We start from the raw sequence: 15,533 nt of genomic DNA, 5'->3' as shown, positions 1-15,533 counted from the left end.
TACGCCTCCTAAACTACCTTGAAGTTCGGACAATCCACCGGATGATCTACACATGCCTTCAGTGTTTCATCTACTTTCATTAGCGTCACTGAAAAACCACCCATTTCCATCGACGTAATAAAATTGCCAACAAATGTTTTATAAACGCTAATATTTTTATCTTTTAATATTTCGCTTACTTCTTTATTAATTATATAAAGTTCCATTTGAGATGTAGCACCTAGACCATTAACTAAGACAACCACTTCATCACCTTCGTGATAAATTGCTTCTTTTAAAATATTTTGCATAATCACGTTTACCGTTTCTTTAGCTGTTCTTATTGTTGTTTTTTCTATGCCTGGTTCTCCATGATGTCCTAACCCAATTTCCATCTCATTATCTTCTAAATCAAAACTTGGTTTACCTGTTTGTGGTAGATAACATGGGCTTAAACCAATCCCCATAGAACGTGTTTGATCATTTGCAAATTGAGCAATACGTCTTACTTCTTCCAAGTTATATCCAAAATCTGCCGCTGCTCCAGCAGCTTTATATACAAGTAATTCACCGGCTATACCTCTACGGTCATTAATATCTTTAGATGAGGCAACATCGTCATTGCCGATAACAGCAGCCGTTTGGATGTCATCTTCTATTTCTGTCATTTCGCTAGCCATCTCAAAGTTCATTAAGTCACCAGCGTAATTACCATATATATACAACACACCGTAATCTTGATTGATTTCTTTTGTCACAGCTTGAATTGGTATCGGTGACGGCGAAGCAAATATATTACCAACAGCCACACCATCCGCCATACCTTGGCCTACATACCCTAAAAATCCTGGTTCATGGCCAGATCCTCCACCAATCAAGACACTTACTTTGCGTTTTTCCGTTCTTTTGTTACCTATTAAAGCCCTTTTATGAAGTTCTGAACGTCTTAAATATTCAGGATAAGCCGCTAAATAACCAGTCATTAATTCATCAATAACATGGTCTGGATTATTAACCATTTTTTTCATTTCAATGCGCTCCTTTTATTACACAAATTCTTTAGCTATTAGCTTTAAGGGACGAGAACAATTTTTAATGATTTGTCTCCTTTTTTCATCAAATCAAATCCTTGTTCAAAATCTTTTAAAGGTAATTGATGTGTAACTACACCATCAGTTGGAAAGTCATCTTTTTGAATGCCATCAATGACAAGTGGATAGCAATAAGGCCCCAAATGGCTTCCCATCAAATCTAATTCTTTACGATCTGAAATAATACTCCAATCTACTGTTACTGGATCAGCAAATACAGAGAATTCTACAAAACGACCTAATTTTCTGATTGCACTTAAACCTTGTTCAACTGATTTAGGATGACCCGTAGCTTCAATATAAGTGTCACAGCCATATCCTTCAGTCATTGACTTGATTTCTTTAACCACATCAACTTTAGCTGGATTCATTACGATATCAGCACCAAACTCCTTAGCTAGTTCTAATCGTTCATCTTTCATATCTAAGACAACCAATGTCTCAGCACCTGCTTTTTTAGCTGCACCTACCATACCTAAACCTAATGTTCCAGCACCAGAAAGTACAACAAAATCTCCTAGTTTAATGTTGGCACGTTGTACTGCATGTAAACTACAGGCGTAAGGTTCAATTAAAATTGCTTTTTCTATAGGCATATCCTCAGGCACTTTATAATTGATGGCTTCTTTTGTGAATTTCATATACTCTGCCATACCACCGTTCACATTGTTTTGAAATCCATATAAATCATGTTTTTCACACATCCAGTATTCTCCACGGTTACAGAATCTACATTCCCAACAAGGCACGATTTGTTCAGAAATTACACGATCTCCAATTTCAAATTCTGTAACATCGTCGCCTTTTTCAACAATACGAGCGATGAATTCATGACCTGGAATCATTGGTGCTTTAATGTATGATGGCTGTGTTTCATCGCCCCAAAAACTCGGCGCACCATCATAGGCTTTAATATCACCTGCGCAGATACCACATGCTTCCACTTTTACGATAATTTCTTTTGAATTTTCTATTTTCGGAGTTTCAACTGTTTCATATTTATATTCACCAGGTGCATAAGCTACAACAGCATTCATTTGTTCTGGATAATTTGTCTTAGTCATAATTAAAATCTCCCCTTCTTTTTTAGAAAACGTTTTCATTAACAATTATTATTTTAATATATTTTTTCATTTCTTTCAAATATTCTTTCGTTTATTTTCATTTTTATTTGTTTTAGTTTTCTTGTGCACTATTTATGTTAAAATGTATAGTGATATAAAGGAGGATGTAATCCATATGAAAATGTATGCTGATGAGCGCAGAGAACATATTTATACTTATATAAAATCTCATAAACGTGCAACTGTAAAACAACTCTCTGATTACTTAAGTGTTACAGAAGCAACTGTAAGAAGTGATTTAAGACGCCTTGAAAGTGAAAATAAATTAATCCGTACACACGGTGGTGCAAAAATAACTGAAAACCTGGGTTCTAAGTTAAATTTTTCTTATCGCTTAACTCAAAAACATTCAGAAAAATATAAAATTAGTAAACATGCTTTAAAAAAAATACAACCACAGCAATGTATTATGATTGATGCAAGTTCTACAACTTATGAATTAGCCAAATTATTAACGGAAACAACAATGGAACTAACTATTATCACAAACGGGTTAGAAAACGCAGTATTATTAAAAGAGAATCCACACTTAACAGTGCTTGTGGTTGGAGGTTTTGTTTCACAAGATTCAAATGCTATTACAGGTAATATCGACTCACAAATACTAGAAATGTATCACATAGATTATTTCTTCTTATCTGCGAACGGCTTTACACTTGAAAATGGCTTAACTGATTTCTCTTTACCTGAAGTTCAATTAAAAAAACAAATGGTAAAAGAAAGTGAAAATGTCATTGCACTTATTGATAAAAGTAAATTCGATATATCCTCTACACTTTCATTTGCAAAAATCAGTGACATTACAGAAGTCATAACTGATGAAACACCATCAAATAAATGGAAAAAAAATGTACCATTTTCATTAACAGTAGCTCCATGAAAAAATAAAAACAAAAAAGGAACAACGATAGACTTTAAAGTCCTAAGTATAAAATACTTTAGATAAAGTCATCATTGTTCCTTTTATTTTGATTAGCAATTATATACCACCACTCCAGCCAACTGCAGTAAAGATATAAAGTATCACAGCACCAACTATCATCCATATGACAAATAACGGCGCCATAAATTTAAACCATGAGCCAAAATTAGCCTTAGCTATAGCGATAGCACCAATTGTAGCACCTAATGTCGGAGTGATAAGATTACCTAATCCACCACCAAAAGATAATGAAGTTAATAATATTTGATCATTAACCCCTAATGCTGTTGTAACAGGTTGTAATATAGGCACCATCACGCTCATCAATCCAGAACCAGAAGGCACTAAGAAATTAAATATTGTAGCAACCAAAAACACTAAAACCGAAACTACACCTGACGAAGCGCCATCAAGTTGCGTCGTCAATCCATGCACTATCGTACTTAATATTTGTCCTTTTTCTAATATCACGCTAATGGTATTTGCCATAATGATTGCAAATGCAACTACAAGCATTGGTTTTGCACCTTCTAAAAATCCATCCACCATTTCAGATGGTCGTTTCCCCTTAACAATATACGCCAACACAAAACTCAAACCAAATACTGTAATAAAAACACCATTACCATATCGTTCAGTCCAATTTAACAAACCATTTCCTAACGCTAAAATGATAGGTGTAACAACAACTAAACTAACGACAACGGTATCTCTCCAACTTACCTTTCTATCTTCCGATCCCATTGCTTCATTTGATGAATCATCATTTTGCTGTTGCCAAAATTTTGTCGTCATCATACTATTATCTGGATTTTTAATTACTCTTCGCGCATACCAAATTACATATAATAAGGTCACAACTAAAAATATAAGATACATAATTGCCCTACCACCGTAGCCTGAATAAAGCGCGACATCAGGATAGACAATTTGTCCTATTTTAGCCATTCCAGAAGGTGAGACTGAAAATGCCATATATAAAGGCAAGAATGTAATCGCCAAAGCCATAATAGGATCTAATTTTAAACGTTTTACTAAAATGACACCCAAGGTTACAAACACAATCATTTGATCCCCACCAACAAAGAACCCTATAAAAGCCATCAATGAGAATAAACCTATTATTAATGGCAATGCGCCTGCATGTTCAAATCTATAAATCATGAAATTGGTTATTTTCGTAACTGAATTTAACTGCAGAATGCCTCCCATTGAGCCACCTATAAATAATAACAAAGTAACTGTTTGAGCAGACTGGATACCGCCATTTAGAATTAAAGTTATTGCATAAAATGGATTCACAGGATGTTGCGCAATTGCGTGGTAAGTCCCTTGTATCATCGATCCATCTTTGTCGGTATTAAACGTCCCAGCAGGAATGATATATGTCAAAAAACAAGCAAACATCATCATTATTAACATCATTAATAGCACATGTGGTAATTCTAATTTCCTTTTTGCTTTTATAGAAGTTGGGTTAGCTGTTTGATTAACAGTATTTTGATAAGATGTTGTACTAGATTCTGACATAATCGTTCACTCCTTTTAATAAAAAAATAGACACAACTTTTATAATTTAGATGTGTCCATCCATTTCAATACTTGTAAAGCTTTAGTTTGTAACACGGGATTGTGTAGATTGCGTATATCTATTTTCTTTAAAAGGAAGGCCAAGATGTTCTCTTAATGTTTCTCCACGAAACGTTTTATCATAGTACCCCTTCTCTTCTAGAATAGGTAATACATTTTCTAAGAATTCATCATAAACCGCCCCATATATATGTGGTCCAAAAATAAAACCATCTGCTGCACCGTCTTCTACCCATTCAATGATTAAATCTGCTACAGCTTCATATGTTCCCATAAATGGAGAACGTCTAACTGTTTCTTCTAACGCAACTTCTCTTAACGTTGATTGGTTTGCTTTTGCACGATTAGCAATTGCATCTGCTGTAGCTCGGAAACTATTTTGACCAACTTCTCCTAAATCTGGAAAAGGTGCATCTAAATCATATTGACTAAAATCATGATGATCATAATAACGACCTAAATAATCTAATGCTTCATCAATATTTGCTAAAGTCTTAATATTTTCAAAACGTGCTTCTACTTCACTTTCTGTCTTAGCTATGACTGGTGCTAATATAGGATAAACTCTTACTTCATCGGGATTACGTCCATAAGCCTTAACTTGTTCTTTAATACTTTCGTAATTCCGTTGCGCACTTTCTTTTGATTCTCCCAATGTGAAAACTGCATCTGCATATTTGGCTGCATAGTCTTGTCCTTTAGGTGAAGCGCCTGCCTGAAAAATGACTGGTTGACCTTGTTCAGAGCGACTTGCATTTAATGGTCCTTTTACTTGGAAATATTCACCTTTATAATCTAGTGTGTGCATTTTGTTTTTATCTAAATATTTGCCTTTTTCAGTATCAAATTTAAAGGCATCATCTTCATAAGAATCCCATAATCCTTGTACCACTTGAATATGTTCTTCAGCGATATCATATCTTGTATCATGCTCCGGATGTTCACCTTTACTATAGTTATCTGCACTACCCTCAAGTGGTGATGTAACAACGTTCCATCCTGCGCGTCCATGACTAATATTATCTATCGTTGCTAACTGTCTCGCAACGGTAAAAGGTTCACTATATGAAGTTGAAATTGTACCAACCAAACCTATTTTTTGAGTAATTGGTGCAAGTGCAGCAAGTAACGTTAAAGGTTCGTGTCTATCTAAGAAATGGGGAATAGACTTCTCATGAATATATAAACCATCTGCTACAAAAACAAAACTAAAACCTGCTCGTTCTGCTCTCTTAGCAATGTCTAGTTGGTATTCAAAGTTAGTACTGGCATCGCTAGGAACTTCAGGAGATTTCCAAGCATGCATATGACTACCTGGACCATTTAACATAATCCCAAAATCTATTTTTTTCTGACTCATAATACCCCTTCTTTCTGGTTAGCAATTGTGTATGATGGCGCAAGTTTCTCCACCGTTTTCACTCTTAATTTGTGCTTCTGTATTGGCATATGCAACATAAACTCATCGATGAGTCCTTCATTGTTTAACTGAGATAATTGATGTTTAACTTCAGTAGCTGATCCTTCTAAAACATCTATTTGCTTTTCCTCAACTTCAAAATGTTCTGTACTTTGTTTACTGAATGCTTCTAGTTGCTCCTTAGTATTTACAGTAATTTTTCTACCATCTTTAAAATGCAAAGCATAATTTGTACGACCATCTTTAACTAATTCTTTATCTTTTTCATTCTCTGTTACTACTGCCGCTACAGCAACAATAAAACGTCCTTCTGGATATTGTTGTTTATAAGATTTCACTGCACTTCGTAACATATCAACATTAGAATTTATAAAGAAAGCATATACAAAACCAACATTTTCATTTGCTGCAAATTGTGCTGAACGATCACTGCCCCCTAATAAAAAGAGCTCTGGCTTAGGAACTTCAATACCTCTTATGGAGGTTTGTAATTGATGATACGCATCATCTTCTTTAAAACTACGATTATTGAAATTGTTTAACAGTTGGAATTTATCATTGAAAGTAACTTGTGGCGATTTGAATTCTGATTGCAAAGCTTGTGTTGCTAATGGAAATCCACCAGGTGCTTTACCAATCCCTAAATCTACTCTTCCTGGTGCAAGATGGCTAATAAAGTGGAATTGTTCTATTACTTTAAAAGGACTATAATGCTGTAACATTACTCCTCCTGAACCAATACGTATTTCGTTAGTCTTGTTAAGTAGATGTGTCACTAATATTTCTGGACTTGTACCCGCAACTTCTGGAATATTATGATGCTCTGCAACAAAATACCTCGTATATTTTAATTTATCTGCTAGTTGTGCTAATTCAACAGTTCGTTGTATACCCTCATTTACAGTTTCATTAATATCAATTGGACTTTGATCTAGAATACTCATAGATGTCATATATAATCCCCCCAAATCAATTTTCTGAATATTAGATTACTAGTAATACTATGCTCCTCATACAACTTTGTCAAGTATTCTTATCGTTTTAGTAAGGATTAAATAAAACTAGATTCTTTGGGGTCATTTAATATAAGCACTTTAAAAGCATCGTAAAAAAGAGAAGTTGAGTATTATTTTATCTCAACTTCTCTTTTGATATTATTAGATTTAATTTTAAATTAGTTACTAGTTATTTATAATGCTGTATATCCCCCATCAATTGTGACAACACTACCAGTAACAAATGATGAAGCATCAGAAGCTAAATATAGTGCAGCACCTTGTAATTCTTCAGGTACACCAGGTCGACCTAATGGTGTAAAGTTCATCCATGTATCAATCATTTCTCCACCTTGAGCAAAATAATCTTTAGTTAGTTCTGTTTCCATATAACCTGGAGCAATCGTATTTACACGTATACCATGTTCCGCCCATTCATTTGCTAAGCTTTTAGTAAACATAATCACTGCACCTTTAGATGTATTATATGCCGCCTGTGGTTGCGGTGTATTTACGATGATTCCTGACATAGAAGAAGTGTTCACAATAGTACCTTTTTGTTGTTTGATCATCACTTTTCCTACAGCTTGTGAAACTAAAACCATGCTGTTGATATTGACATCCATATTTTTAACCCAACGATCGTAAGGCATATCTTCAAATTTAACATGTTCATTGATGCCAGCATTGTTAAATAGAATGTCTATACGTCCAAACTTATCCATTACATCTGAAACCATTTGCTCAACATCCGACACGTTTGTTACATCTACTTTACATGCCAAGGCTTGATTTCCTGTTTCAGTCTCAAATTCGTTTGCTGTTTCTTTTGCCAAATCTAAATTAATATCAGCAATCACTAAGTTTGCACCCGCTTCAGCTAAACCTTTCCCCATTGCTTTTCCTAGTCCTGAGGCACCTCCTGTCACAATTGCGACTTGGCCATCTAGTTTAAATTTGTCTAAAACACTCATGTTATGTAACCTCCATTTATTTCGTGTATTATTTGTAATTGTAAAATAAATTAATATTCAAAGATAGTGGAAACGCTTACTAATTTTATTCTTTATATTTCATTCTCTAGATAATTGCCACATACTCACTTAGAAAATTTCGATTATGAGATAGTATGTTATCATTTTGACGGCTACTTTAGTATTGATATTAAAGTGATTTGGGAATATCAAATCATTCTTAACTTGATAAATCTGTAACTAGCATCAACAAAATCTTTTTTAATAATTTATATAAAAAAGACGAGACAGAAATCAAAATTTGATTTCTATCTCGTCAAGTGTAATTATTTTATAAATAATTATATACTAATTTTTACGATTAGTAAGACCAACCTAATGGATTTTCCGCGTGTTCTTCTAATTCTATTTCATCAATATCAACCATTGATTCTGAAATATTTCTAGAATGGTAACCGATTCGTTCTAATATTGCAATCATATCTAGATATAATAAGCCGCCTTCTGGTGAACACTCACCTGAACTTAAACGTTTAATATGTTTTTTCCTTAAATCATGTTCAAGTTTGTATGAATCATTACTTATTTTAACTATTTCATCACGCTTAACTCTGTCATAAACGTTGAACATTTCAACTGTCTTTTCAAATGACATGTTAACATGATTGTAAAGCTTTTCAATACTTTGTTCAGCTTTATCAGAGATTTTAATAGGATCTGTCTCTTTTTTCTTCAAATCTAATAAATAGGCTTCTGATAAACCAGCCACTTTCAACATCGTGCGATTAACATCGAATAAAACAGACACCCTTTCTGCATCATCTTGTGACAACTTCTTCTCAGATATTTTAGTAAGATACTGTCTGACATTATCATACATATTGTCAATTGCTGCATGCTTCTGAATAATATCTTTTTCAGTTTTTTCATCGTAGTGATTGACTTTTTGTAACATGGATAATGTCATTCTACCAATGTTTTGAATTTCATCTTGAGCTTCTTGTAGAGCAATATTAGGCGCTCTATTAATTAAGTTCTTATCAAGATGTCTTGGTTTGTATTTTTCATTCATATCTTCACCTGGAATTATTTTCGTAACTATCCAAGCTAGTACAAAAATAAATGGTAATTGAATTAAAGTATTTGTTACGTTAAATGTACCGTGTGCAAATGCAATAACCATTTCTGGTTTTAAATTCATTGCGCCTTGCATCCACTCAATAACTAGTTGATACAACGGTAAGATGAGCAAGAATATTGCTGCACCTATCACGTTAAACATGACATGAACTGCTGCAACACGTTTTGATGCAAGAGAACCTGCTAAACTTGCTAAAACAGCAGTAATCGTTGTACCGATATTATCACCTAATAGTACTGGCAGTGCACCATGCAAGCTAATTAAATCATTAGCAAAAAACCCTTGTAATATACCAATAGTTGCACTTGAGCTTTGGATGATAACTGTTAAGAATGTACCAGCTAAAACACCATATATTGGATTTGATGACATATCTAACATGATTTGTTTAAACCCATCTAAATTAGCGAGTGGCTTCACTGCGCCACTCATCAACTCTAAACCATAAAAAAGAGAACCAAATCCAAATAAAATCATACCTATATTTTTAACTTTTCTTTTCTGAATAAAGAAAATTAAAAACGCGCCAATAGCTAGGATGGGTAGTGAATAAGCACCAATATCAATACCTATTATAAATGCTGTAACCGTGGTACCTATATTCGCTCCCATAACAACTCCGATTGCTTGTCGCATTGTCATAAATCCTGCACTTACAAGACCAATCGTAATGACAGTAGTCCCTGAACTACTTTGAATTAAAATTGTAACAATCATACCTGCCAAAACACCCATGATTGGATTACTAGTAAATTTATTTAATATACTTCTCAGTCGATCGCCAGCAGTTGCTTGTAAGCCATCGCCCATCTGTTTAATTCCGTATAAGAATATACCTAAACCACCGATAAAAGTGAAAATTATCTCCATTACAGAAGAATCCATCGTCACACCTCTTTAAATTATTTGTAAACTATGTGAATTATAACTTATTTTTGTTAAGCAAATGTTAATTCTTTATTAAAATTATAGAAAATGTGCTAAACAATTATGTAATCATATTTCATTCAGTTTTCAATGTGCTAATAAACATTGCAATGACAGTGTTTATTAAAAACAATGGGTAGTACATTTTATGCCATTTAATTTTGTATATTTTATGAAATTTTATTTTGTATTAATTGTCTATTGAAATATTCATATAAAAAGAGTCTGGGACATAAAGTTCTTGAACAAGTGAAAAAAGTCAATTTCTACTGAAATAATATAGAAATTGTCTTTTTCATTATTATTTAGTTTAGTAGTGTGTATTAAATTATACGTAAGGACATTAATTTTTTGAGTATTATAATGTTGAATTATATGTGGATGAGACTTTTGGCAAGACTCTTGAGGGAACAGGACAAGCTGAAGACTACAGGCTGAAGCTGTCCCCTAAGAAAGCGACCCAACAATACGGAGTATTGAATAAAAAAGAAGCACTCAGATGAATTGAATTCAATACATCTGAGTGCTATTTTTCTGGGATTGATGTTCCAATCACTACTAACAAAATCCTTTATTTTAAATCAATCCAATAAATAGTGCTGTACTTTATACATTTATGAAGGAACTTCTGTACGTTTCCCACTATGTTTTCTAATTATTGCAGCACTTATTGAAGAAACAACTCCAAAAATAATAAAACCGATAAACATCCACATAGTAGCATTCATTTCTAGTGGTTGATCCATATAAAGTAATGCTCTCAAATATTCACCATAGTGCGTGAATGGATTCCAACCCACAACATAATCTTGATAAAATTGTGGTAGCATTTGTTTAGGAAACATTACAAGTTGCATACTAAAGAACATTGCTATAAAGAATATTGGAATAGATTTCATACCTAACCAAGTCATAACACCTAGAATAAGTCCAATAAAGCCTAATAATGCAATAGAAACAAAAAGCCCTATTTTATTAATATCAGGGAAGTCAAACCCTTGAACGCTAGACATAAAGTATACATAACCAAATCCACCTATAAAGGCAGTAACAACAGCAATAGCCAATTGACCTAACGACGCAATAATGCGATGCGATATTATAATATTATCTGAAGTTCTAAATGCAAAGAACAGCAAAATAGACGCCACGATTGAACTAATCCACACTGGCATAAACATCAAGAATGATGCATTACCATTACCTTGATGATCTTTAACTTTATGAATCTTTTGATCTGATACCTTCACAGGATTTGTAAGTCCTTGAATATCACTAGGACTAACTTTAACATCCTGTTTTTCTAGAGTATCTAAACCTTGCTGTGTTATTTGTTTATTTAAATTATCACCGATACCTTTTAATACATTCGAAGAAATTTGTGATGCTTGCATATTCGCACCACTATTAATTAATGTTTTAAATTCTGCTTGATTGACTGTTATGTCTTGTGAAGCACCAGACTTAGCCATTTGACTTTGCATTTTTTTAGCCTGTTCCGGTGGTATTTCACCTGATTGTATTTGCTCTTGCATTGCTTCCTTTTTACTATCCATTACTACTTTTTGAGTTTTACTCATTGCATGTTTTGAAAAATCTTTTTCAAAAATAGCTGCACCAAAATATTTTTCCTCATCTAATCCTTTTCGAGCATCTTTTTCATTATCTACTTTAACCCATTTTATAGTATCAGAATCACTATTTAATAATTTATCTTCTAAATTTTCACCAATGTTGATGTCATTATTTTGAATAGATGTACCTTCATCTTGATTAACTATAGCAATGGGTAAAGCTTTTGGTTTAGGATTATAAGCTGGATAAAATGCTATTGAAAATATTGCCAATATGATTAAAATTGCTATTGGCGCTATCCAAAATAATTTATTTTTAAATATATTCATATTATTTACCTCCTTTTTGAACACTTTGTTGATTAATAACTACTTTGTTTATTATAATGAGCATAATTCAATAAGCAATATGCAATATGCTTCATTTTGTTTGTTTATCAACAAATAAACAGAGTTTGTCTATTAAAGTCTAAGGAGCTGAATAAAATGGTAGAAGATCGTCGTGTCAGAAAAACTAAAAATGCAATCAAACAAGCTTTTATAAAATTATTAGCAGAAAAAGAACTAGAGCGTATAACGATACAAGATATAACAACTCTAGCAGATGTTAATCGAGGGACTTTTTATTTACACTATGAAGATAAATATATTTTACTTTCAGATCTTGAAGATGAAATTCTCGCTAGTTTAGCAGATGAAATAGGTACTTATAAGTTGGTTATGCAAGACTCAAATTTAGAAGACTTCGCTAAAAACTTTTCAGAAAAAATTCTTAAAAATATCATTCTCCATATTCAAAAAGATATCGATTTTTACTTAGTTATTTTTAAGTTAGATAGAAAGAGTCATCTTGAAGATAAGATTTCAGAACTTATGTACGCTAATATGACTAAAAACCTCAGCAATAAGCAAAAAATTTCAGGCATACCTATAGATTATTTTCATAGTTATGTTTCAGGTGCTACGATTTCTTTTATCAAACATTGGGTACAAGATAATAATAGAATGGAACCCGATATGGTTGCTGATTACTTATTCAAAATTATATTTAACGGTCCATTACGTTTAATGGCAAAAGAACAATATAAATAACACTTCTGAAGAAAGGGCCTCAAATTATCATGATAACTGCATATAAACATTCACCAACAGATACAATAATCGAATCTGAACTGGATCAAACAGCTTCATGGGTTAACGTCGTTGATCCCAACTGGGAGGAAATCGAAATGCTTATAGCTCGCTATGACATTCCTGAAGATTTCATACGAGACCCATTAGATAGAGAAGAGAGTGCGCGTGTTGAATATGATGAAGATTCGCATTATTCATTAATCATATTAGACTTACCTATTATAAATGACACTAATTCAAAAGTATTATCATTTATTACTATTCCTTTAGGCATTATTATTGGAAATAAAAAAATCATTACGATCTGTAATGTTGAAAATGAATTCTTAGAAAACTTTGCTCGTCAGAATATAAACCTACGCTTTCATAGTCGTTTTGCATTAAATATATTGTTAACAATTACAAATCATTACAACAGAAATTTAAGATTGCTAAATAAAACACGTGTACGTATCGAACGTGAGCTAAAGAATAACGTCACAAATAAGCAACTTTATAATTTAATGGAAGTAGAAAAAAGTTTAGTTTATTTTTTAGCTGCGCTTAAAGGTAATGAAAGCATAGTAAAAAAATTGTTCCGTCTACCAGCTATGAAACGCTTTGATGAAGATGAAGACATTTTAGAAGACTTATTAATCGAAAATAATCAAGCTTTAGAAACGACGAGACTTTATACAGATATATTAGAGAGTATCACTACTTCATATGCATCATTACTATCAAATGAGATGAATAATACGATGAAAACATTAACGCTTTTCACTGTTTTTTTAACATTGCCAACGCTAGTATTTAGCTTTTTTGGCATGAACGTCCCCTTACCTATTGATGACCATAGTTATATTTCATGGCTCATCGTGATTGGCATTTCTCTCATTATCGTGACCATCGTAGGCGCGTTTTTATGGCGCAAACAAAAATTGTGAATTAGATTATAAACTAATGCAGTGCTCGCGAAAAGTGTGCACAAAAAAACTGTCAACAAAGTTGGAAAATTTGTCGACAGTCTGAGACTAATCCGTCTTCATAAGGATTAGTCTTTTATTTTGATAATGCATTTTTTGTACTACTATTTATCTATATATCTTTATACTACTATGCTTCAATATTTTTATATTTCTTTCTATATGACAAAGCATATGTTACGCCAAATGCTACGATAAATGCAATGATCATTGCTATTCCGTAATGTAACCAACCATTATTTTGACCACTAATAGATATAAATCCTGGTATACCTGCAGTACCTAATGCAATCGCTTTTACTTTAAAGCATGCGATATAGGCAGAACCGATACCTGAACCTACAATGGCACCGATAAATGGATATCTTAGCTTCAAGTTCACACCAAACATTGCTGGTTCTGTAATACCTAGTAGAGCAGATACACCTGCAGCGGATGCGACACCTTTTAATTTTTTATTTTCTTTTATAATAAAGAATGCTGCAAGTGCAGCCGCTCCTTGTGCAACATTGGACATTGTTGCAATCGGGAATATAAATGAACCACCTGTTGAGGAACTGTCAGCGATAAGTTGAGTTTCAATTGCAATAAAACTATGATGCATACCTGTAATCACGATCGGCGCATATAACAAACCAAATATAAGCCCACCGATAGCACCACCAAATTCATATAGCCACGTTAAACCGTCTGATAACCAATATCCTAAAGTACGTGTTAACGGACCAACAAATGAAAATGTTATAAAACCAGTTGATAATATTGCTAATAAAGGTGTTAATAAATTATCTAATACTGTGGGTATAACTTTCCTTAGACCTTTTTCAATTGTTGCAAGAATATATGTAGCTACTAACATTGGTAATACTTGACCTTGATACCCTACTTGATTAATTTCAAGCCCAAATAAGTTCCAATGAGGAATCTCTTTACCCGCTTCTAATGCTTTTGGATAATCATAAGCACTCATCAATTCTGGATGAACCAATATCATTCCAAGTGCTGCTCCGAGGTATGCATTACCTCCGAATCGTTTTGCAGCACTAAAACCAATTAGTATAGGTAGTAATGTAAACGGTGCATTAGCAAAAATGTTAATCATTTCAGCTAAGCCACTAAATTGATTTTGTACTTCTATTAATGATTGATTATCATAAAAAATACCTGGTGCAGTTAATATATTATTGATACCCATAAGTAAACCACCAGCTACAATGGCTGGTATGATTGGAACAAAGATATCTGACAACATTTTCACAAACCTTTGAAAAGGGTTCATGTTTTTAGTGCCTTGCGCTTTCACATCTGACACCGAAGACGCTTCTTGGCCGGTAATCTTTTCTAATTCACTAAAGACTTTATTTACCGTACCAGAACCAATGATAACCTGATATTGTCCTCCTGTTGAGAACGTACCTTTTACAACATCCATATCCCCTAATGCCTTTTCATCAACCAAGCCTTCATCCTTTAACACAAGTCTCAAACGCGTTGCACAATGTGTCATTGCTTCAACATTATCTTCCCCACCAAGCGCTTGCAATATATTTTCTGCAGACTTTTTATAATTCATTATATAACCTCCTTTTTAAACGGAACCGGTACCAAAAAACTTTATAATCATATTGTAATCGGTTCCATTAAATAACGCAATCCTATTTTTGTATATTCTTTGTGACTATATTTAAAGTGTTAAA

The 15,533-nt window shown here is 33.2% G+C and carries 12 protein-coding genes; 3 read left to right on the top strand and 9 right to left on the bottom strand.

Annotated elements, in window-relative coordinates:
- Nucleotides 1-8: 8 nt before the first annotated feature.
- Together LG295_RS03280 and LG295_RS03275 are read right to left on the bottom strand one after the other, a co-directional pair.
- On the bottom strand, nt 9-1,007 hold the full coding sequence (locus LG295_RS03280; RefSeq protein ID WP_107531549.1) for a dihydroxyacetone kinase subunit DhaK: 999 nt from the start codon (nt 1,005-1,007) through the stop codon (nt 9-11).
- A gap of 44 nt (nt 1,008-1,051) precedes the next feature.
- The gene (locus LG295_RS03275; protein ID WP_107531548.1) at nt 1,052-2,134 is read right to left on the bottom strand and encodes a zinc-binding dehydrogenase; all 1,083 of its coding nucleotides are present in this window, start codon (nt 2,132-2,134) and stop codon (nt 1,052-1,054) included.
- Nucleotides 2,135-2,309: 175 nt separating this feature from the next.
- On the opposite strand from LG295_RS03275, the gene LG295_RS03270 reads away from it, so the two are divergent.
- Nucleotides 2,310-3,074, top strand: coding sequence for a DeoR/GlpR family DNA-binding transcription regulator (locus LG295_RS03270; protein ID WP_107531547.1), 765 nt, complete (start codon nt 2,310-2,312; stop codon nt 3,072-3,074).
- Nucleotides 3,075-3,173: 99 nt separating this feature from the next.
- Here the strand turns inward: LG295_RS03270 and LG295_RS03265 are convergent, their stop codons facing one another.
- The 6 genes from LG295_RS03265 to LG295_RS03240 form a co-directional block, all read right to left on the bottom strand.
- Nucleotides 3,174-4,646 (bottom strand): Na+/H+ antiporter NhaC family protein, encoded by a 1,473-nt coding sequence (locus tag LG295_RS03265; protein ID WP_107531546.1) that lies wholly within the window; start codon nt 4,644-4,646, stop codon nt 3,174-3,176.
- An 82-nt stretch (nt 4,647-4,728) separates the two neighbouring features.
- A complete protein-coding gene (locus LG295_RS03260) occupies nt 4,729-6,066 on the bottom strand; it encodes an LLM class flavin-dependent oxidoreductase (protein WP_318832677.1) in 1,338 nt (445 codons plus the stop codon).
- Nucleotides 6,063-7,079: an MsnO8 family LLM class oxidoreductase gene (locus LG295_RS03255; RefSeq protein ID WP_107557752.1), complete on the bottom strand. Its 1,017-nt coding sequence runs from the start codon at nt 7,077-7,079 to the stop codon at nt 6,063-6,065. Before LG295_RS03255 ends, LG295_RS03260 begins: the two co-directional genes overlap by 4 nt.
- A gap of 236 nt (nt 7,080-7,315) precedes the next feature.
- Nucleotides 7,316-8,095, bottom strand: coding sequence for a glucose 1-dehydrogenase (locus LG295_RS03250; protein WP_107557753.1), 780 nt, complete (start codon nt 8,093-8,095; stop codon nt 7,316-7,318).
- A gap of 361 nt (nt 8,096-8,456) precedes the next feature.
- A complete protein-coding gene (locus tag LG295_RS03245) occupies nt 8,457-10,121 on the bottom strand; it encodes a Na/Pi cotransporter family protein (protein ID WP_107531984.1) in 1,665 nt (554 codons plus the stop codon).
- Nucleotides 10,122-10,777: 656 nt separating this feature from the next.
- Nucleotides 10,778-12,067 (bottom strand): YhgE/Pip domain-containing protein, encoded by a 1,290-nt coding sequence (locus tag LG295_RS03240; protein WP_107557754.1) that lies wholly within the window; start codon nt 12,065-12,067, stop codon nt 10,778-10,780.
- Nucleotides 12,068-12,223: 156 nt separating this feature from the next.
- Here LG295_RS03240 and LG295_RS03235 point away from each other — a divergent pair, with 156 nt between their 5' ends.
- On the top strand, nt 12,224-12,829 hold the full coding sequence (locus tag LG295_RS03235) for a TetR/AcrR family transcriptional regulator (protein ID WP_107531887.1): 606 nt from the start codon (nt 12,224-12,226) through the stop codon (nt 12,827-12,829).
- Between the two features lie 29 nt (nt 12,830-12,858).
- Nucleotides 12,859-13,797, top strand: a complete 939-nt coding sequence (locus LG295_RS03230) for a magnesium transporter CorA family protein (protein WP_107557755.1) — start codon at nt 12,859-12,861, stop codon at nt 13,795-13,797.
- Nucleotides 13,798-13,966: 169 nt separating this feature from the next.
- Here LG295_RS03230 and LG295_RS03225 read toward each other — a convergent pair whose 3' ends face one another.
- Entirely contained in the window at nt 13,967-15,409 is a 1,443-nt protein-coding gene (locus LG295_RS03225) for a sucrose-specific PTS transporter subunit IIBC (protein ID WP_107557756.1), read from the bottom strand.
- Nucleotides 15,410-15,533 lie beyond the last annotated feature (124 nt).

This window comes from Staphylococcus pseudoxylosus, assembly GCF_044794325.1.
Lineage (GTDB): Bacteria > Bacillota > Bacilli > Staphylococcales > Staphylococcaceae > Staphylococcus > Staphylococcus pseudoxylosus.
Note: the sequence above shows the minus strand (reverse complement) of the source record. Positions and strands in the feature narration are given on the sequence as shown.

Excerpts from the sequence above, each read along its gene's own strand:
- LG295_RS03225 (WP_107557756.1), bottom strand. The coding sequence starts at position 15,409 with ATGAATTATAAAAAGTCTGCAGAAAATATATTGCAAGCGCTTGGTGGG.
- LG295_RS03275 (WP_107531548.1), bottom strand. The coding sequence starts at position 2,134 with ATGACTAAGACAAATTATCCAGAACAAATGAATGCTGTTGTAGCTTAT.
- LG295_RS03240 (WP_107557754.1), bottom strand. The coding sequence starts at position 12,067 with ATGAATATATTTAAAAATAAATTATTTTGGATAGCGCCAATAGCAATT.
- LG295_RS03255 (WP_107557752.1), bottom strand. The coding sequence starts at position 7,079 with ATGACATCTATGAGTATTCTAGATCAAAGTCCAATTGATATTAATGAA.
- LG295_RS03230 (WP_107557755.1), top strand. The coding sequence starts at position 12,859 with ATGATAACTGCATATAAACATTCACCAACAGATACAATAATCGAATCT.
- LG295_RS03250 (WP_107557753.1), bottom strand. The coding sequence starts at position 8,095 with ATGAGTGTTTTAGACAAATTTAAACTAGATGGCCAAGTCGCAATTGTG.
- LG295_RS03260 (WP_318832677.1), bottom strand. The coding sequence starts at position 6,066 with ATGAGTCAGAAAAAAATAGATTTTGGGATTATGTTAAATGGTCCAGGT.
- LG295_RS03280 (WP_107531549.1), bottom strand. The coding sequence starts at position 1,007 with ATGAAAAAAATGGTTAATAATCCAGACCATGTTATTGATGAATTAATG.
- LG295_RS03270 (WP_107531547.1), top strand. The coding sequence starts at position 2,310 with ATGAAAATGTATGCTGATGAGCGCAGAGAACATATTTATACTTATATA.
- LG295_RS03245 (WP_107531984.1), bottom strand. The coding sequence starts at position 10,121 with ATGGATTCTTCTGTAATGGAGATAATTTTCACTTTTATCGGTGGTTTA.
- LG295_RS03235 (WP_107531887.1), top strand. The coding sequence starts at position 12,224 with ATGGTAGAAGATCGTCGTGTCAGAAAAACTAAAAATGCAATCAAACAA.
- LG295_RS03265 (WP_107531546.1), bottom strand. The coding sequence starts at position 4,646 with ATGTCAGAATCTAGTACAACATCTTATCAAAATACTGTTAATCAAACA.